This is a genomic window from Streptococcus parasanguinis (assembly GCF_019929185.1).
GTDB classification, from domain to species: Bacteria; Bacillota; Bacilli; order Lactobacillales; family Streptococcaceae; genus Streptococcus; species Streptococcus parasanguinis_O.
Genome location: NZ_JAHZPC010000019.1, coordinates 1 through 19,724, shown reverse-complemented (window position 1 = coordinate 19,724; position 19,724 = coordinate 1). Strand labels below are relative to the sequence as shown.

The following is a 19,724-nucleotide window of genomic DNA, read 5'->3' as shown; positions in this document are numbered from 1 at the left end:
CACATTGGTTCGTCTTGTTCAGTTTTCAAAGGTCTTTGTCGCTCTCGCGCGACAACTATATTAGTATATCATGACCTACCCTTACTGTCAACACTTTTTTCCAAAAAATTTTATTTTTTTGAAAGTTTTTTTGCTTTTTTTGTTTATATAAAAAATCAGGGGCATTAATACCCCTGATTCCTTTATAATTTAATTGATGTTTTCAATCTCTTTTTTGATCTCTATTCTTTTACTTCCAATAGACCGATGTCTCCATCTTCTCTACGGTAGATCACATTTGTTGTGTTATCCTCTGCATCACGATAAATGAAGAAGTCGTGTGCTAATAGATCCATTTGGAGGATCGCTTCATCTAAATCCATTGGTTCTAGATCAATTGTTTTTGAGCGAACAACTTTTTCTGTGGTTGCTGCTTCTTCTACAACTGCATCGGTAAACAATTTACCTGCACCAGATTTAATACGATTTTTCTTTTCGATTTTTGTTTTATTCTTACGAATTTGACGTTCAATTTTATCTACAACTAGATCAATTGAACCGTACATATCTTGAGAGACATCTTCTGCACGAAGTGTGATAGATCCAAGCGGAATGGTTACTTCTACTTTTGCGGTCTTTTCACGGTAAACTTTTAAGTTTACTCGAGCGTCTAGCTCTTGATCTGCCTGAAAATATTTTTCAATCTTTTCGAGTTTAGAAACGACATAGTCGCGAATGGCTTCTGTTACTTCTAGGTTTTCACCACGGATACTATATTTAATCATATTAGTACCTACTTTCTAAACATTATGTTTTTATTTATATGTATATTATAACGCTTTCATAAAGTTTTTGCAAATCTTTTTTTACCTTGCGATTGAAAATGTCTTTATTTCTTTCACACCTTTTTCAATTAGTAGGCGCTTCATTAATTCGATTGTTTTGCCTGTTGTGTAGATATCATCGAAGATAAGATATTTCTGCTTTTCTGAAACTTCTCCTTTTAATTGAAAGTGTTGAGAGGTTTTTAATCTTTCTTCTCTTGTTTTTTTTGATTGGGCTAAAGTGTCTTCTTTTTGGAATTGACTGTTGTACTTTATCTCTGCAAAATCTAGTATAGTCGAGACCTGATTGAATCCTCTCTCCTGCTTTTTTTCATGGCTGATTGGAGTCGGTATTATCGTATAGCTTTTATACTTTTTCAAGGCTTTTTTGATGTCACATGCAAATACCATTCCTAATAAACGATCTCCTTCAAATTTATATCGCTTGAAATAGTCCTTCATTGCTGCATTATATCTATATAATGCTTCATGTTCTACTATATTCCCCTTTTGTATCCAGTATTCGCAATCTTTACATACTTTCTCCTCTTTATCTTTATAACATCTAGGACAATGGATTTCGCCAATTTGTTCGAAGTCTTCTTTGCATTCTTTACAAATCCATTCTTCTTGTTGATTCATAAAAATAAGGTCTGTGAAATGTTCACCAGTTTTCAACTCTTTAGTACAAAGCAAGCATTCTTTCAAAATCCAGCCTCCTGATTCATTTCCTTTATTTCTTTGATCGCTTTCTTCATTTCTCTTGTTATGCCATCTGATAGAAAAAGTAGTTTACCTGTTGGTCTTTCTTTACTTCGACCGACCCTTCCTGAAATTTGTACAAGGGCACTTTTAGTAAATAATTTGTGATTACTTTCTAAAACAAAGACATCTACAAACGGAAAGGTCACTCCTCTTTCTAAAATTGTTGTCGAGACTAGCATGGTTATTGCTCTGTTTCTAAATTCTTCTACCATTCGTAGACGGTCTGTTGTCTGTGAGGATACAAAACCTACTGTTTCTTTGGGAAAGTATTTTTTTAAGTTCTCAGTGAATTGTTGTCCTAATTCTATTTCAGATACAAAGATTAACAATGGGTAGTGAGTCTGTCTTTGTTTCTTAATCAGTTGCAATAATTGGTAAGGGATTCTTCCTTTTTCTATTTTTTCTCTCATTTTCGGCACCCATTTTATTTCAGGGACCACTAGTGGGTTCCCATGAAATCTTCTTGGAAGACTATAACGAATGATTTCTTTTTTCTTGACCTTTTTATCTAACTCATCTGTAGAGGTTGCTGTTAAATATAGAGTGTTCCCCTCTTTTTTAATCGCATTCTGAGCTGCTTTATATAAGATTGGATTGTCCACATAAGGAAAAGCATCTACCTCATCTATAATAAGGAGATCAAAGGCCTGATAAAACTTTAGCAATTGGTGTGTTGTAGCGATCACTAAAGGCGTTCTAAAATAGGGCTCCGATTCTCCATGAAGCAAAGAGATGGGGCAGGAAAAATCTTCCTTCATTCTTCCGTACAATTCTATACAGACATCGATTCTTGGGGTAGCAATACAGACTGCTTTTCCAGCCTTGATCGCTGTTGCTACAACCTGATACATCATTTCCGTTTTTCCAGCTCCTGTCACAGCATGTACCAAGGCATGTTTTCCTGCCTTAACTGCTTGGATGAGACCATCAGATACCCCTCGTTGATAGGAAGTCAAGGTCCCTTTCCAGTTTAGCACCTCTCGACCTTCAAAGTCTCGCTGTGCAATAGTATAAAGTTTTTGATCACTCCGGATCCTTCCCAATTGAATACAGGCTCTACAATACAGTACCTCTTCACTCAACTTCCACAGTTTCTGATCAATCAAACTGCCACATCGAAAGCATTGGTACCTTCCATTCTGTTTTTCTATAGCTGGAAGTTCTTGGGCTATTTCTTTCAGATCATTTGTCATTTGACTCTCCGTTAAGAGTCTTCCATAAGAATCTTCTATCTTCATACTTATTAATTCGCAAAAGTTGGAGAAAATCATTCTTTTTTTGTAAAATAAGAATATGGAATATGTTACATTTAAAGAGAACGGCACTGTTCAAGAAGAAATCAAAAAATCAAAATTCATTTGTCATGTTAAGCGAGTCTCCTCTGAAGAGGAAGCTAGAGATTTTATCAATGCCATCAAAAAGGAACACTATAAGGCTACACATAACTGCTCTGCTTTCATCATTGGAGAACAAAGTGATATCAAACGAACCAGTGACGATGGAGAGCCTAGTGGAACAGCTGGGGTACCGATGTTAGGAGTTTTGGAGAATCATCGCATCACTAATAGTTGTGTCGTGGTTACCCGCTATTTCGGAGGTATTAAATTAGGTGCTGGCGGTCTGATTCGTGCTTATGCTGGAAGTGTGGCACAAGCAGTTCGAGAAATTGGACTGGTAGAAATCAAAGAGCAAGTGGTTCTTGGGATCACACTTTCTTATTCCCAATACCAAGAATTTGCTAATTTCTTAAAAGACCATCAATTGGCAGAACAAGATCCGATGTTCACAGATCAGGTGATGACAACGATTTTTGTGGATAAAGAAAACACAAACTCTATCACAGCGGCTTTAGTCGAATTTTACAATGGCAAAGTCATTATTGAGGACCAAGGAATTCGTGAGGTTGAAGTACCCCTGCTTTCTGTAGAAAAATAATTAACAATACTATCGGCAACGATAGTTTTTTTTTATCACACCCATAAAATTTCTATATTTTACATTCTTCTCGCAAGAGACTATACTTGTTAGTATCAAGAAAACCTAGAACTGAGGTATATTATGGCTATTTATGAAAATATTACAGAATTGATTGGGAACACTCCGATTGTCAAATTGAATCGTCTTGTTCCTGAAGGAGCTGCAGATGTCTATGTCAAACTCGAAGCCTTCAATCCTGGATCATCTGTCAAAGACCGGATTGCTTTGAGCATGATTGAAAAAGCTGAAGCGGATGGCTTGATCAAACCAGGTGATACCATTGTCGAAGCAACTAGTGGGAACACAGGGATTGGCTTGTCATGGGTTGGCGCAGCTAAAGGCTACAAAGTTGTGATTGTCATGCCTGAAACCATGAGTGTGGAACGTCGTAAAATCATCCAAGCCTATGGAGCTGAACTCGTTTTGACTCCTGGAAGTGAAGGAATGAAAGGCGCTATCGCTAAAGCTGAAGCAATCGCTGCAGAAAGAAATGGCTTCCTTCCTCTTCAATTTGAAAACCCTGCTAACCCAGAGGTACATGAAAGAACAACAGGACAAGAAATCGTTGATGCCTTTGGAAAAGATGGTTTAGATGCTTTTGTCGCAGGTGTTGGTACTGGTGGTACTGTTTCTGGTATTTCTCATACTTTGAAAAAGAATAATCCTGCTGTCAAAGTCTATGCCGTTGAGGCCAATGAATCTGCAGTCCTTTCTGGCGAAAAACCTGGACCACATAAAATTCAAGGGATTTCAGCTGGTTTTATCCCAAATACTTTAGACACTAATGCATATGATGGTGTTCGTCGCGTATCTTCAGAAGAAGCTTTCGAACTTGCACGCGCTATTGGTGGTGCTGAAGGATTCTTAGTCGGTATCTCAAGCGCAGCTGCTATCTATGCTGCTATTGAAGTCGCAAAAGAATTGGGAAGCGGTAAAAAAGTTCTTGCTCTTGCACCAGATAATGGAGAACGTTACCTTTCTACTACCCTTTACGAATTTGAATAATTCTCTATATTAAAAAAACTTCGGTAGGTTTCATCAACCTATCGAAGTTTTTATTTTTTTTCTTGTTTGCTAAAGAATACCTTTCCTTCTTTGACCCAGGTCGGCATCTGTTGAGCTAAGGGCGCAAAACCACTCTTATGGCGGTCATTTGAAAAACGATGGTGTCGAATGCTTCGTTGTGGTGTTTCTTCTAGCGTTCTCAGAGAGAGGCTAGCTTTCTTAGAATATTCATCAACATCGATGACTTGGACAAAGACTTTTTCTCCAATTGAAAGAATATCATGAATATTACTTACATAACCACTTCTAATCTCTGAGATATGAATCAAGCCCGTGACACCCGACTCTAGTTCGACAAAGGCACCATAAGGTTGAATGCCTGTAATGGTCCCTTCTAACTTATCTCCAATTTTCATATTAGTCCTCAATTTCGACGGTTTCAATCACGACATCTTCTACCGGCTTATCCATCATCCCTGTCTCAACAGCCGCGATCTCATCCAACACAGCAAAAGAAGCTTCATCCATCAATTGTCCAAATACGGTATGGCGTTGATCTAGGTGAGGAGTTCCTCCTTCTGTCGTATAGATTTCAGCAATTTCTTCAGGCCAGCCACCGCGGACCAATTCCTTTTTCGAATATGGGAGATGTTGATTTTGTACAATAAAGAATTGGCTACCATTTGTGTTTGGTCCAGCATTTGCCATCGAAAGGGCTCCGCGAATATTGTACAGTTCTTTTGAAAATTCGTCTTCGAAGCTCTCACCATAGATGGATTCACCACCCATACCTGTACCAGTAGGATCTCCCCCTTGGATCATAAAATCTTTAATAATCCGATGGAAAATGACACCATCATAATAGCCAGACTTAGCAAGAGCTACAAAGTTTGCAACTGTTTTTGGCGCTTGATCCGGGAACAATTGAATGTTCATCTCACCGTGATTGGTTTTGATCACAGCGACAGGACCGTCAACCGTAGCAAGTTCCAACTGTGGTAATGTCAATTCTTTTTCAACCATATTTAACTCCTCTAAGGCATAGAATATGCCATCTTCTTCTAAATTCTTAGTGATATAATCAGCTTTTTCTTGTAACTCTGGGGCAGATTTTCCCATTGCGATACTAATTCCAGCGTAATCAAACAGTTCTAGATCATTTAATCCATCCCCAAATACTAAAACATTCTCTGGCTTCAAGCCCAAATGATTTACAAGATGAGAAACTCCTGAAGCTTTTGAAGCTTCAAAGCGAACAACATCTGACGAATGGGGATGCCACGAAACTAGGCGCAAGTTCTCTTGCAAAGAAGGGGGCAACTCTAGCTCACTATCCTGTTCATCAAAGGTCCACATTTGGAAAATAGGTTCTTTCAAATGCAGATCTGGATCTACTGGTAAGTTTGGATAAATGATGTCAATAGCATCACTGATCAAGGGTGTCCGATTAGACAGGGCAGCTTGATGACTAGCCACTAACCCATAATCAATCTCGGATTCTTTGGCCCAATCCACAAAAGAAGAAACGATTGCTTCATTGATTGGTGATTGGTAGATCACAGTTCCTTTTGTATCTTCTATATAGGCGCCGTTTAAGGTTACTAGAAAATCAGGCTTTAAGTCCATGATTTCAGGAACAACCCCAAAAATCCCTCTGCCGGTTGCAATCCCAGTTTGGATTCCTTTTTCTTTCAATTGATGAAAGACTTCTTTGACAGATTCTGGGATCAATCCAGTTTCTTTTGCACGTAATGTATCATCAATATCAAAAAAGACGATTTTAACTTTTTTGGCTTTATAACGTAATTTTGCGTCCACTTGTCTCCCCCTTATGATCATGCTCTATTATAGCATGTTTCCTTTTAAAAATCTTCTTGATTCACCAGATGGTGTCGAAAGGCATAGACGACGGCTTGCGTCCGATCACTGACTTCCAATTTGGATAAGATGTTGGAAACATGGGTCTTCACTGTTTTCAGAGAAATAAAGAGTTCATCTGCTATTCGTTGATTTTCATATCCTTTCGTCAATAAAGCTAGAATATCTCGTTCTCTAGCTGTCAAATCATCATGCAATTCAGCATGATTCTTTCGTGACTCAACCTTTTGACTAACTTCTGTCTCAATCGCAAATTCTCCCTTTGCAACCTTCCGGACAGCCTGTAAGATCTCAGTTGCTGACGAAGTCTTTAAGATATACCCTTTTGCACCGGCATCTAAGACTGGGTAAATCTTTTCGTTATCTAAATAGGAAGTCAAAATGACAATTTTAGCTTCCGGCCACTCTTTTAGGATGGCTAGAGTTGCATCGATACCATTTAGCTCTGGCATCACAATATCCATGATGATGACGTCTGGTCTTTCTTTCAGCGCCAACTCCACCCCTTCATGCCCATTTTTCGCCTCTAAGACTTGCTCAATATCGGTTTGCATGGACAAAAAGCTTTTCAATCCCAATCGGACCATTTCATGGTCGTCTACTAATAATACTTTCATACAGTTTCCTTTTCATTTTTCTCTTTTACAAGGAGGGGAACACGAATATCTACAGCCACTCCCTTTTGAGGACTCGTTCTTATTTTAATGGTTCCCGCCATGTCCTCTACACGTTCTTGAATATTTTTCAACCCATAACTCAATCGTTCCAATTTTTCCTGCTCAAAGCCGATTCCATCATCTACCATCCGTAAATGAAGTTGTTTTCCTTCCTGATGCAAAAAGACATCCATTTGTTGAGCTCTAGCATGTTTCAAGGTATTGCTGACAATTTCTTGGACGATTCGAAATAGATGTTCTTCCATATCTTTTGGAATGCTCACGTCATTATGATGGAAGACAACTGTTAGGTTACTCTTTTCCTTCAATTCTCTAAAAATCATCTCCATACCTTCTACCAAACTTTTTCCTTCCAATTCTGTAGGACGAAGATGTAGGAGCAAGACGCGTAAATCATTTTGGGCTGTCCCTAGAATATCTGACACACCATTTAGTTGCTGCTGGATCTGACTTTTCTCTAACTCAAGGGCCTGTGCTGCCACTCCAGATAAAATCATATTGGCTGCAAACAACTCTTGACTAACCGTGTCATGTAGATCACGCGCAATTCTCTTACGCTCGATTTCCACAATTTCTTCCTCATTTCGCATCACACGATTTTCACTTTTTTGTAAATTTTCTTCTAGTCGAAGCAATTTGCTGTCCAATAAATCTAACTGTTGATTCAATTCTTTGGGGGCAATTTCTTTTCGCTGTGAAGCAGTCAGGATCGCTTCTACCTTTTGTTGTACTGCATGAACCGTTACAAATTGTGTGATTTTAATAATTAAGATAACCAAAGCCGTCAATGCAAGCGTCAGACTAAAAATCAAAAATAGGAATGATTGAAGCAAGGAAAGATCTGAGAGAAGTTTGCCCCACTGAAAACCAACAAAATGGAAAATGGTATGACAAATGACCGCAACCACCATTAGGGAATAGAAATACAATAGGAGATAGTCTAATTTCTTCATGCGCGAATCACCTCAACATCCCCAACAATACCAACTAACACAATTTTTACAGAACGGTGCGATCTCCGATAATGTGCCGTTTCAATATCTATGGTTTCATTCCTCATTTTACGGACAGGAAGATCCAAAAACTTCAGATCTCCATACAAGGTGTTAATTTGTAAATGCAATTCCAAATCAATCGGTAAGATAATTTTTGTATTTCCAAACCCTTTCCGAATGATCACTACATTGTCCCAATTGCAAATGGCTACCTCCTCTAAATGGAGGGTGTCATTCCCAAAAACTCGGATCACATTCAGATCTCGATACCCTCGACTTTGCTTTGAAAAATGTTGTAAATCACCAATCCATCGAGTTTTTTCCTGACGAATTTTCGTATCCTCTTCAACATCAAACACAACTGCTTCATTTTCCTTATACATATAAGGGTAAGCAATCAATAAACCATAAACCACCGCAAATAAAATGGCTGCAATCACAAAAGGATTCAGCATCACGATAAAAAACAAGAGCACACTCAGCGCGATTAATAGAAAATTCGCTTTTTGTTTGCCAAAATAGTAATACAAAAGGAGCAAAAAGAGAACCATCAAGACAATAAATCTGGAAAAATCGATTGATAAAATGGTGATCGCTGCCAATGTTAACAAAATGGCTTCAACGAAAATAAAAATTTGTATTTTCCACATAGTCTACCTCATCTTTTCCTATTTTATCAAATTTTTCCTCATTTGACTTCCGTCTGTGGTTGGATAAACGCATACAATCAAAAAGACTCAGAAATCCATCTGAGTCTTAGACTGATTTATGAATCTCCACCAGTTGCACTACTGCTAGAACTTTCTGTATCTGATCGTTCACTAGAGGATGAACTAGATGTATCAGAACTTGATGAGGCTTTCGTACTTGAAGAAGCTGTCACTTTAGGCTCATATACAGTCAAAACAATTCGTGTTCGGTTAATATCCACCGTACTCGAAACTTCTGGAGTTTGACTGACAATTTGACCTGCAGAAACAGATACTCCATCAGGGAGATGTTCTGTTTTTCTTAATTCGATATTGGCTTCTTTAATACCATAGATCTCAATCAAATTACTTCTAGCAAAATCATAAGTTGATCCAACATAGTTTGGCATTTCAATTGAAGTCGTTTCTTTCGCTACTTTCAAAACAATCTTAGTTTTTGAATTCAGAGAATATTGCTCTCCTGGAGCTGGAGTTTGTTCAAGAACTGTCCCTGCAGCATAATCGAAGGTCTCAACTTCTTCAATCGTGATCATTTTGCTTGATACTTTATAAGTATTTTTCAAATCTTCTTCTGCTTTTGCCCGTGTTTCACCCACGTAATTTGGCATTTCAAAGCTGTTTGGTCCTTTTGAAACAATCAAATCAATTCGACTTTGTTCTTTCTTTTGGGCCCCTGCATTTGGATTGGTTCGAATGACATAGCCTTCTGCAACCGAATCACTGTACTCTTCTTTCTCTTCACCGACTTGAAGGTCTTGTCCCTCAATAACCGCTCTAGCTTCGGCAATGGTTTTGCCGGAAACATCTGGAACGGTTTTATTGGCTGGGCTCATATACAACAAGAAAGTAAAGGCAGCAAGAACTAGGGCAATGGCAACAAACAAGACCTTGTAGCGCGCCCGCAAGCGTCTTCTTGGCTTTTTACTTGGTGCCATGGTCTGCTGGTCAGATAATGGTCGATTAGGATCTACCGAACTGATTTCACTGCGTACCTCAGAGATTGGAACAGGAGCCGTTTTTGGAGTTGGACTCACTTTTGGAAGAGTCTTTGTATCAGCTTTCGATTGATCTTCAAAAATCAGTTTTTTCTCATTTCTTCTCTCGTAGGACAAGCAACTTGAAAGGTCCACATACATCTCTGCCACTGATTTATAGCGATCCGTCAGTTTTTTAGCTGTCGCTTTGATCACCACATTTTCTAAAGCTTGTGGAACATTCTTATTTTCTTCACGAATAGATGGGAGTGGCTTTTGAAAATGCTGCAAAGCAATTGTGACTGCACTATCTCCATCATAAGGAATGTGTCCTGTCAACATCTCATAGAAAATGATCCCCATAGCGTAGATGTCACTTTGCACTGTAGCTTTTGAACCACGCGCCTGCTCAGGGGACAAATAATGAACCGACCCCAACATCGAGTTGGTCTGGGTCAAGCTAGTCTCTGCAAAGGCCACTGCAATCCCAAAGTCTGAAACTTTTGCTGTTCCATCTGGTGTCAAGAGGACATTCTGTGGTTTTAAATCTCTATGGATAATGCCACGCGTATGGGCAAGACGCATAGCTAGAAGGATCTGCCCCATCAAACGAACAGCTTCTTCATTTGATAAAGGTGCATTTTCTTTGATATAGCGTTTCAAGTCTAAACCTGCAACATACTCCATTGCAAGGTATTGTTGCCCTTCTTCTTCGCCAATGTCTGTAATCCGAACGATATTTGGATGGTCCAGTTCTGCCATCGCTTTTGCTTCACGCTGAAAACGAGCAACTGCAATGGGATCTGTCTGGTAATTCGTACGCAGTACCTTGACTGCAACTTCTTCCCCATCTAAAATCAAATCACGCGCAAGATAAACATCTGCCATCCCGCCGCGCCCAATTTGTTGGATGATTTTATATCGCCCGGCAAAAATTTTGCCGATTTGAATCATGCTGCGTCCTCCTCAGTAAAGTGGAGCAGTACAACAGTGATATTATCCAAGCCTCCAGCATTATTGGCAAAACGAATCAAGGTTTGAGCTTTTTCTTCCAGTGAAACATCACTCAAGACAATATCTCTGATTTCATCCGGACCAATCATATTAGTTAAACCGTCACTATTGATCAAAATATAATCATCTGCTTCAACCGTCACCAAACCATAATCCGGCTCCAACTCATCTTTTTGGCCAATGGACTGAGTGATGATGTTACGTTGAGGATGATGGGCTGCTTCTTCCTCTGTGATTTGACCTGCTCGCAAAAGAGCATTTACAAGAGAATGATCACTGGTCAACTGCTGGTATTCGCCCTGACGAATGAGGCCAATCCGCGAATCTCCAACATGGGCATAAATCACTTGTCCTTCTACAAAAGCCAAAGCTTCCAGTGTCGTTCCCATTCCTTTGTGCTCATCATCTTGCCCAGCTAAATGGATCCGACGGTTCACAGCTTCTAAATGTTCTGCAAACCATTCCCGTACTTGATTAACCGTCTCGATCTCAGAAGAAACCCAAGCCGCACCTAGGTCTGTGACTGCCATTTCACTAGCAATATTTCCGGCACGGTGTCCTCCCATACCATCAGCAAGTAAAACCATAGATTTTCCTGCCTTGTTTTTATATTGATTTGCATAGTCTTGGTTATTTGTCCGTCTTTGACCTACATCGGTTAAGATCGTAATATCCATACTGTCAGTTTCCTCCTGATATTATGAGATTCTCTTAAAACGACTGATAAAGAAGCCGTCGCTTCCATATAATTCGGGTGTAATAAGGATACAATCATTTTTAAGAATATCTTTTCTTTCGTGATCCAATGGGACTTGTTCGAAATTTGGATGGTCTTTCAAAAATTGGTCCACTACTTCAAAATTCTCTTTGCCCATAATTGTACACGTACTGTACACTATTATACCACCTTTACGCACACTTTGACAAACACTATCCAGAATGGCCAATTGAATAGCTTGTAAAGATACAAAATCTGCACTCTCTTTATTGTACTTGATATCAGGCTTTCTCCGTATCAAACCAATCCCTGAACAAGGCGCATCCACCAAAATTTTATCGAAAGCATCAGGTCCAAATGTTTCAAAGACTTTTGTCGCATCTAACTTCTTTGTCAAAATTTTGTCCGCAACATGGAGCCGATTAGCATTTTCTTGAATCAATTTGAGCTTATGGTCATAGAGATCCAAGGCTGTGACTTTCCCAGTTGTGAGATAAGAAGCCAGGTGAGTCGTCTTTCCACCTGGCGCCGCACAGGCATCTAAAACCCACTCATCTCCTTGCAAATCCAAAGCCGGTGCCACCAATTGACTGGACTCGTCTTGAATAGTAATGCGCCCTTCTTTGAACAAGGAATGCGCTGCAAAATGTCCCTGTTCTTTCACGAGAGCGGACGGAGCAAGTAGAGAGGAGGTTGCTTCGAGTAGCTGAGCCAACTCTTCTTTTTCGTCTAGATCAATCACACGAATACTGGATTTATTACGCTGATAGAGACTCTTAAAAATAGCGCAAGCACGTTCCTCACCGTATTCTTCGATCAATGCTTTGACCAACCATACAGGTAGGGAATACTCTACCGAATAACGTTTGTTCTTTCGCTTGATCGTATCAATAGCTGGTAGCCCCTCGCGGAGGAGCTTTCTAAGAATAGCATTGACAAACTTCTCACTGCCTTCTTTTCGACGTTTTGCTATCCGAACAGCTTCATTGACGATGGCATGATCGGGAATGCGGTCTAAATAAACAAGTTGATACAAACTCATCATCAAAAGATAATAGAGCCAAGGATCCAATTTCGTCCGGTCTTCAATTACGTGGGCGAGATACCACTCGAGTGTTATCTTCCGTGCTACAGTACCGTATACAACTTCCGTAACAAAGCTTCTATCTTTATCTGAAAGTTGAGAGTGTTCTAGCGCTTGATTTAGTGCAATATTAGAATAAGCTCCCTGTTCAAAAACCTCTTCTAACACTCGAACGATCTGTTCACGTGCATTCATTTGTTTAACTTCCAAAGTGATCTCCTACTTTCAATTGACGGCCGGCGCCATTCAAAAAGTCTGTGATGGACATTTTTGGTTTTCCTGCCGGCTGCACAACTTTGAGGGACAATGCGCCTTCTCCTGCAGCGACCAGCAACTCTTTTTTGGTCAAAGCAATCACTTCTCCTGGATTTCCATTTCCTTCGCATAGCTCTGCTTCATAAACTTTAAAGCGTTGCCCATTTAATAACGTATGAGCGACCGGCCAAGGATTCATCCCTCGGATCTGATTAAAGACTTGGCGATTGGTTTTGGTCCAGTCCAAAACCTCTTCTTCCGGTAAAATATTCGGTGAAAATGTGACCAAACTTGGATCTTGTGGACTTGGCTTGATCTCCCCTGCCAGGTAAGCTGGCAAAGTATCTAGGAGTAAGTCACGTCCAAGGACTGCCAATTTTTCAAACAAAGTTCCCACATTGTCCTCATCTAAAATTGGGAGAGAACGAGCTGCAATCATGTCTCCGGCATCCATTTCCTTGACCATTTCCATAATTGTAACCCCAGCTTCTTCGTCACCATTGATCAGGGCATAGTGAATGGGAGCTCCACCTCTATATTTAGGTAATAAAGACGCGTGGACATTCACCGCAAACTGAAAGTTCTCCAACAATTTTGTCGGTAAAAATTGTCCAAAAGCAGCGGTCACAATTCCATCTGCATCTAGTGATAAGAGAGTTTCCATTTCTGGACTACCCGATAATTTCTCCGGCTGAAGAACCGGTAGTTGATGTTCCAAAGCTACCTGCTTCACCGGGGTCATTCGAATCTCTTTTTTGCGACCTACTTTGCGGTCTGGTTGAGTCACAACTGCCAAAATTTCATAGCGCGAATCTGCTAACAATCCCTTTAAAACCGTCGCTGAAAAATCAGGCGTTCCCATAAAAATTAATTTTGTCATTTCTTTCTTCCTTACATAAAACTTTGAGGTTCATTATCAATACTGACACGTAGATCTTGGTTGCCTCTTTCTTGTGTAAATTCTAAGATTTGATTCAAGACCTGAGTCATGCCTTCTTCGAAACGATATTTCACAATGATTTGATAATGATACAAATTATGTGTGCGTGCAATTGGTTTAGGTGTTGGTCCTAAGATTTGGACCTGATCAGATAAGCCAGATCGGAGAATTTCCATGACCTGATGTGACTTCTCCATCACCATTTCCTCACTCTTATGAGATAGGGTTAGCCCAACTGTGAAGTAATAAGGCGTATAGCCTAACTGCCGGCGAATCTGCATTTCATAGGCAAAAAAACCTTCATAATCTTGGTCTTTGGCAAATCGAATCGCATAATGATTGGGGTTGTAGCTTTGAATGATAACCTCTCCTTCTTTCTCTGCTCGTCCGGCCCTTCCTGCCACCTGAGTCAAGAGTTGAAAGGTTCTCTCAGAGGATCGATAATCCGGTAAATTTAAAGAAGTATCCGCATTCAAGACACCCACTAACGTCACATTTGGAAAATCCAATCCCTTCGCAATCATTTGCGTCCCTAACAAAATATCCGCTTCTCCATTCCCAAAAGCATCTAATATCGCTGCGTGGCTCCCCTTTTTTCGAGTGGTATCCACATCCATGCGCAGAATTTTAGCTTCAGGAAAGATCTCTTGTAATTCATCATAAGCTTTTTGTGTTCCTGTCCCGTAATAACGAATGGAAGGACTTTGGCAATTTGGACAGTGTCGAGGAATCGCTTTACTATAGCCACAATAATGACAGTTCATGGTTTTAGTATCCATGTGGAGGGTCAAAGAGATGTCACAATTGGGACAAGTATCTACAGTTCCACACTCGCGACACATGACAAAACTGGAATAACCACGGCGGTTCAACATCAAGACAACCTGCTCTTTTTTCTGCAAGCGATCAGCAATAGCTTCCACTAGAACCGGAGTGAAGTTACCAGCTTCATTTTGGCCAATATAATCACGGAAATCAACGACTTTAACTTCTGGAATTTTGGCTACCGGATTGGCCCGCTGGGTTAGACGAATTAATTCATAAACCCCTTTTGTTGCACGAGCCCGTGATTCTAGACTTGGAGTAGCAGATCCAAGAAGCAAGACTGCTTGATTGTACTGAGCCCTTAGGACTGCGACTTCCCTTGCGTGGTAGCGTGGATTACTATCTTGTTTGTAGGAAGCCTCATGCTCCTCATCAATGATGATGGCTCCGATGTTTTTCAAAGGGGCAAAGATGGCTGAGCGTGCTCCAACGACTACCTTGGCCTCCCCACGTTCAACTTTTCGCCATTGATCATACTTCTCACCATTTGATAAGCCCGAGTGCAGAATAGCTACTTCCTGACCAAAACGAGAGATAAAACGATCCGTCATCTGTGGCGTCAGGGAAATCTCAGGAACCAACATAATAGCCGTTTTCCCCTTATTTAGAACTTCCTGAATAATCTGCAGATAAACTTCTGTTTTCCCACTTCCAGTCACACCTTCTAATAAAAAAGGCTTTGATGTTTTCCCAATTTGAGAAACTACTCTTTCTACAGCTTTTGCTTGCTCTGAATTTAAAAGCAGAGCCTGGGTCTGTTCTTTGCCTTCATAATATGCAGCCGCCCGATTCACTTCTCGTTCTGTTATTTCTAAAACACCCTGATCAATAAAATAAGCCACTACTTCTCGTGAAAAATCCTGATACAATCCTGCTAAGGGTTGCTCCCCTTGCTCTAGTAACAGGCGCTCTTTCAATGCTAGCCTTTTTTTAGCTCTCGCTGATAGTTGAAGTTCTTTTAATCCTTCCTGGTTAACGCGATACCATTTTTCTGTTTTAATTTGTTTCTTATCCTTGGCCTTGTATTCAAGTACCAAATCTCCTTTTCTGACCAACCGCATCACTTGGGCTTGATCGGCTGCATCTAGAGAAGAAAAAGAAACTTCATTTTTTGCACCAAAAAGTTTTATTTTGAGAGTGGGATCTAAAGAAGGTTGAGGATACAAAATCTTATCATAACTCGAATTGAGGAGAGAAGGAAGCATGGTTTTTAAAATCGTGATCTTATAAGAAAAAACACTTTTTCGTAATTGATCCGCCAACCAAAACTGCTCTTGATTTAAGACCGGAGTGTAATCCAAGACCTCCACAATCGCTTTTAATTCCTCGCTTGTGTCTGCCTCTTCTAAAACATCTACCACAATCCCTTGAATGAGGCGATTCCCTTTACCAAAGGGGACATGAACTCGCATACCTGCCTCCACCATATCCTCAAATTCTGATGGGATCTGATAAGAATAGGGTTTATCTGTCTGCATCAATGGGACATCTACGATGACTTTTGCTATCACTTTTTCACCTCCAGCCTCTATCATATGAGCTTTACTTTATCACGGAACCCTTTAAATAGCAAAAAATAAGATTGAGAAGCCCCAACCTTAAATTTTTTCACCATCTTCTTTTTCTTTGGCAATTTGTTCCTTAATTTTGCGCTCTTCTTCTTCTTTGCGAATCCGCTCTGCTTCAATCCGACGACGAAGCGCTTCACGTTTTGCTTCTGGATCCGGGTGAACAACTACGTTTCCAGACTCGATTTCTTCAAGCGCTTGTAATGTTGATTTAACTGATTGGAATTCTTGAGTTGGTACTGCACCACTTTCCAATTCGTGGGCCCGTTTTGCCTCAAGAATGACCAATGAATATTTTGATGGTACTTTGTCAAGCAATGTATCAATAGAAGGTTTTAACATCATATTCCTATACCTAATTTCTAATTATTTATCTCTTCACAATAGTTTGTGTTTTTGGTAACATATCCAGATAATGGCCAATGACACGGTCTACACGGAAATGCTCTGCTTCGATCACACGTTTGACACGCTCAGCAGCAAGAGGAACCTCGTCGTTCACAATGGCGTAGTCATATTCACGCATCATGGCGATTTCTTCTTTTGCTTTTTCAATCCGTTGCGCAATAACTTCTGCACTATCTGTCCCGCGACCCACTAATCGATCTTGCAATTCATCCAAATCAGGCGGAGTTAAGAAAATAAAAACTGCATCTGGAACTTTCTTCTTTACTTGAAGGGCACCCTGAACTTCAATTTCAAGGAATACATCGATTCCCTTGTCCAAGGTTTCATTCACATAGGTTAAAGGAGTCCCATAGTAATTTCCAACGTACTCAGCGTACTCCAACATTTGCCCTTGAAGGATCAAATCTTCAAATTCTTCACGTGTACGGAAAAAATAGTCGACACCATCCACTTCACCTGGACGTTGTGCACGCGTCGTCATCGATACAGAATACTGAAACTGATTGTCCGAATTTTCAAAAATTTCTCGTCTGACCGTTCCTTTTCCAACCCCCGAAGGGCCAGAAAATACGATTAATAAGCCACGATCCGCCATGATTTCTCCTTCAATGTCTTTCTATCTAGTGTAACAAAAATCGGCCTAATTTTCAACTGATTTTTTCATTCAAAAAGCTTGAGATGCTAGATCTCAAGCTTTTTGTTTATTTTGCGTAATCGACTGCACGCAATTCTCGAATCACGGTAACCTTAATGTTTCCAGGATACTCAAGATTAGACTCGATCTTCTCACGAATATCATGAGCCAAGATCGTCACTTTATCATCCTTGATTGCCTCAGGGCTAACCATAATACGGATTTCACGACCCGCTTGAAGGGCGAAACTTGTCTTAACTCCTTCAAAACTATTTGCAATTTCTTCAAGATCTTGCAAGCGTTTGATGTAGCTTTCAAGTGACTCACTTCGTGCTCCAGGTCGAGCTGCACTCAAGGCATCCGCTGCAGCGACAATGACTGCGATGACACTTTCTGGTTCCACGTCACCATGGTGGCTGGCAATAGTATTGACAACCACTGGATGTTCCTTGTACTTCCGTGCCAATTCAGTTCCAATCTCGACGTGACTTCCTTCCACTTCACGGTCAATCGCTTTTCCGATATCATGTAAGAATCCTGCACGTCGTGCCAAGGTAGCATTTTCACCCAACTCGCTAGCAATAATACCAGAAAGTTTGGCAACTTCAATGGAGTGACGCAAAACGTTTTGACCATAAGAAGTACGGAATTGCAACCGTCCCATGATTTTCATCAAATCTGGATGGAGGTTTGGCGCACCAATTTCATAGGCAGCCGCCTCACCGTATTCACGAATACGATTGTCAATTTCCTGACGGTTCTTCTCAACCAGCTCTTCGATACGGGCTGGATGGATCCGACCATCTTTGAGAAGGCTCTCCATTGTCATGCGGGCAATTTCACGACGAATCGGATCAAACCCTGACAAGGTCACCACTTCAGGCGTATCATCAATAATCACATCGACACCTGTCAAGCTCTCAAAGGTACGAATGTTGCGACCTTCACGACCAATAATCCGACCCTTCATACTATCGTCTGGCAAATGAACGGTTGAGTTTGTTTGCTCAGCAACAAAATCACCCGCCATTCGCTGCATAGCTTGCACGAGAATGTCTTTTGCGATTTTATCAGAACGTTCTTTCACTTCCAATTCAGCATCACGAATCCGTGAGGCAATTTCTTTTGAAAGTTGCTCTTCCGTCTGACTCAAAATAATGTCACGCGCTTCTCCTTGACTTAGAGCAGCGACACGTTCCAGTTCTTCTACTTTCTTGTGTTCAAGCTCTTCCAGCTGTTGTTCACGCGCATCAATGTGTTTAGTTCTATCTGTAAGACTTTGCTCTTTGTGTTCAAGAGACTGTTCTTTGCTTGTTAAAATGTCGTCTTTGCGATCAAGATTGCTAGCACGTTCTGCCAAACGGCTTTCTAATTGCTTCAATTCTTGTCGTTCTGACTTAAACTCAGCATCGACCTCTTCACGATATTTTCTGGCTTCTTCCTTTGCCTCCAAAAGTGCTTCTTTTTTAAGTGAACTTGACTCATGCTTCGCCTCTTTTAAAATCAAATCGGCTTCGCGTTCAGCCTGTCCACGTAAATTCGTTGCTTCTTGTTCAGCATTCAAAAGGGTGAGTTCCGCAGCCTCTTTTGAAGCTTTCATTTTAAGAGCAGTTCCCACATATCCAATGACTAAACCAATGACCGCGGCAAAAACACCTGTAATAACAAAATTCATGCTTTTACCCCAAATCTATTTAATTAGTTGAATTAAAAATTCTTTTACATTTTACCATAAATTACTAAAATTAACAATCTAAAAAAACAGGAAAAACCTTTTATATTTTTGCTTAACGCTTATTCTTTTATCGTCTTTTCTTTCATGGAACATCTGTGAGGAATTCATTTATTTCCACTTTGTTGAATCTGCTTTTTTATGCTATAATCAAGAAAAACAAAGAAGGATTTGAGTATGACAAAAGAAGTAATTGTTGAAAGTTTTGAATTGGACCACACGGCGGTGAAGGCTCCCTATGTACGCTTGATTGGGGAAGAAACTGGACCCAAAGGAGACATCATCTCTAACTTCGATATTCGTCTGGTGCAACCCAATGAAAATGCGATTCCAACTGCAGGGCTCCACACGATCGAGCACCTTCTTGCGATGCTTATTCGCAAACGCATCGATGGTATGATTGATTGTTCCCCATTTGGATGTCGCACCGGTTTTCATATGATCATGTGGGGACAGCATTCGAGTACGGAAATTGCTAAAGTGATTAAAGAATCTTTAGAAGAAATTTCATCAGTCAGCACTTGGGAGGATGTCCCAGGCACAACCATTGAGTCTTGTGGAAATTACAAGGACCACAGCCTCTTCTCAGCCAAAGAATGGTGTCGCTTGATTCTAGATCAAGGAATCTCAGATGATCCATTTGAACGTCATCTTGTTTAATACGAAAAAGAGGCTGGGACAAAATTCCTAGCCTCTCAATTATTTTTGGATTGTCGAGCAAGACGCAGTGGTTGAGTGGGCTCTACTACGCTGATTTCATCA

At 40.3% G+C, this 19,724-nt stretch carries 19 protein-coding genes; 3 read left to right on the top strand and 16 right to left on the bottom strand.

The genetic code is table 11. The annotated features are described in order from the left end of the window. Positions 1–221 precede the first annotated feature (221 nt). From hpf to K1I56_RS09285, 3 genes are all read right to left on the bottom strand, one after another. Positions 222–764, bottom strand: a complete 543-nt coding sequence (gene hpf, locus K1I56_RS09295; protein ID WP_003010301.1) for a ribosome hibernation-promoting factor, HPF/YfiA family — start codon at positions 762–764, stop codon at positions 222–224. 81 nt (positions 765–845) lie between these two features. Continuing rightward, positions 846–1,511, bottom strand: coding sequence for a ComF family protein (locus K1I56_RS09290; protein ID WP_223325815.1), 666 nt, complete (start codon positions 1,509–1,511; stop codon positions 846–848). Continuing rightward, entirely contained in the window at positions 1,508–2,806 is a 1,299-nt protein-coding gene (locus tag K1I56_RS09285) for an ATP-dependent helicase ComFA (protein ID WP_223325814.1), read from the bottom strand. The genes K1I56_RS09290 and K1I56_RS09285 overlap by 4 nt, the downstream gene beginning before the upstream one ends. Before the next feature lie 55 nt (positions 2,807–2,861). Between K1I56_RS09285 and K1I56_RS09280 the strand changes: the two genes are divergently transcribed. Next, positions 2,862–3,503, top strand: a complete 642-nt coding sequence (locus K1I56_RS09280; RefSeq protein WP_021154565.1) for a YigZ family protein — start codon at positions 2,862–2,864, stop codon at positions 3,501–3,503. A gap of 123 nt (positions 3,504–3,626) precedes the next feature. Beyond that, positions 3,627–4,550: a cysteine synthase A gene (gene cysK, locus K1I56_RS09275; RefSeq protein ID WP_003004014.1), complete on the top strand. Its 924-nt coding sequence runs from the start codon at positions 3,627–3,629 to the stop codon at positions 4,548–4,550. A 50-nt stretch (positions 4,551–4,600) separates the two neighbouring features. Here the strand turns inward: cysK and K1I56_RS09270 are convergent, their stop codons facing one another. The 13 genes from K1I56_RS09270 to K1I56_RS09210 form a co-directional block, all read right to left on the bottom strand. Further along, entirely contained in the window at positions 4,601–4,966 is a 366-nt protein-coding gene (locus K1I56_RS09270; RefSeq protein WP_023920312.1) for a S1 RNA-binding domain-containing protein, read from the bottom strand. A 1-nt stretch (position 4,967) separates the two neighbouring features. Further along, positions 4,968–6,368 (bottom strand): bifunctional Cof-type HAD-IIB family hydrolase/peptidylprolyl isomerase, encoded by a 1,401-nt coding sequence (locus tag K1I56_RS09265; protein WP_223325813.1) that lies wholly within the window; start codon positions 6,366–6,368, stop codon positions 4,968–4,970. 44 nt (positions 6,369–6,412) lie between these two features. After that, positions 6,413–7,045, bottom strand: coding sequence for a response regulator transcription factor (locus K1I56_RS09260; RefSeq protein ID WP_049492345.1), 633 nt, complete (start codon positions 7,043–7,045; stop codon positions 6,413–6,415). After that, positions 7,042–8,058 (bottom strand): envelope stress sensor histidine kinase LiaS, encoded by a 1,017-nt coding sequence (locus tag K1I56_RS09255; protein ID WP_223325812.1) that lies wholly within the window; start codon positions 8,056–8,058, stop codon positions 7,042–7,044. The genes K1I56_RS09260 and K1I56_RS09255 overlap by 4 nt, the downstream gene beginning before the upstream one ends. Then, a complete protein-coding gene (liaF, locus tag K1I56_RS09250) occupies positions 8,055–8,750 on the bottom strand; it encodes a cell wall-active antibiotics response protein LiaF (protein ID WP_223325811.1) in 696 nt (231 codons plus the stop codon). Before liaF ends, K1I56_RS09255 begins: the two co-directional genes overlap by 4 nt. Before the next feature lie 116 nt (positions 8,751–8,866). After that, entirely contained in the window at positions 8,867–10,738 is a 1,872-nt protein-coding gene (gene pknB, locus K1I56_RS09245; protein ID WP_223325810.1) for a Stk1 family PASTA domain-containing Ser/Thr kinase, read from the bottom strand. Next, the gene (locus K1I56_RS09240) at positions 10,735–11,475 is read right to left on the bottom strand and encodes a Stp1/IreP family PP2C-type Ser/Thr phosphatase (protein WP_021154558.1); all 741 of its coding nucleotides are present in this window, start codon (positions 11,473–11,475) and stop codon (positions 10,735–10,737) included. The genes pknB and K1I56_RS09240 overlap by 4 nt, the downstream gene beginning before the upstream one ends. Before the next feature lie 21 nt (positions 11,476–11,496). Further along, positions 11,497–12,810 carry a 16S rRNA (cytosine(967)-C(5))-methyltransferase RsmB gene (rsmB, locus tag K1I56_RS09235; RefSeq protein WP_223325809.1) on the bottom strand — a complete coding sequence of 438 codons (1,314 nt, stop codon included), beginning with the start codon at positions 12,808–12,810 and terminating at the stop codon, positions 11,497–11,499. Beyond that, a complete protein-coding gene (gene fmt, locus K1I56_RS09230; RefSeq protein WP_223325808.1) occupies positions 12,800–13,735 on the bottom strand; it encodes a methionyl-tRNA formyltransferase in 936 nt (311 codons plus the stop codon). The genes rsmB and fmt overlap by 11 nt, the downstream gene beginning before the upstream one ends. An 11-nt stretch (positions 13,736–13,746) precedes the next feature. Further along, a complete protein-coding gene (locus K1I56_RS09225; RefSeq protein ID WP_037599925.1) occupies positions 13,747–16,155 on the bottom strand; it encodes a primosomal protein N' in 2,409 nt (802 codons plus the stop codon). A gap of 63 nt (positions 16,156–16,218) precedes the next feature. Then, positions 16,219–16,533 carry a DNA-directed RNA polymerase subunit omega gene (rpoZ, locus tag K1I56_RS09220; RefSeq protein ID WP_003010339.1) on the bottom strand — a complete coding sequence of 105 codons (315 nt, stop codon included), beginning with the start codon at positions 16,531–16,533 and terminating at the stop codon, positions 16,219–16,221. 25 nt (positions 16,534–16,558) lie between these two features. Next, on the bottom strand, positions 16,559–17,191 hold the full coding sequence (gene gmk, locus K1I56_RS09215; RefSeq protein WP_049486051.1) for a guanylate kinase: 633 nt from the start codon (positions 17,189–17,191) through the stop codon (positions 16,559–16,561). Between the two features lie 106 nt (positions 17,192–17,297). Further along, the gene (locus tag K1I56_RS09210; protein ID WP_049492366.1) at positions 17,298–18,905 is read right to left on the bottom strand and encodes a ribonuclease Y; all 1,608 of its coding nucleotides are present in this window, start codon (positions 18,903–18,905) and stop codon (positions 17,298–17,300) included. Between the two features lie 234 nt (positions 18,906–19,139). Here K1I56_RS09210 and K1I56_RS09205 point away from each other — a divergent pair, with 234 nt between their 5' ends. After that, on the top strand, positions 19,140–19,622 hold the full coding sequence (locus tag K1I56_RS09205; RefSeq protein ID WP_061455957.1) for an S-ribosylhomocysteine lyase: 483 nt from the start codon (positions 19,140–19,142) through the stop codon (positions 19,620–19,622). The last annotated feature ends 102 nt before the right edge of the window (positions 19,623–19,724 follow it).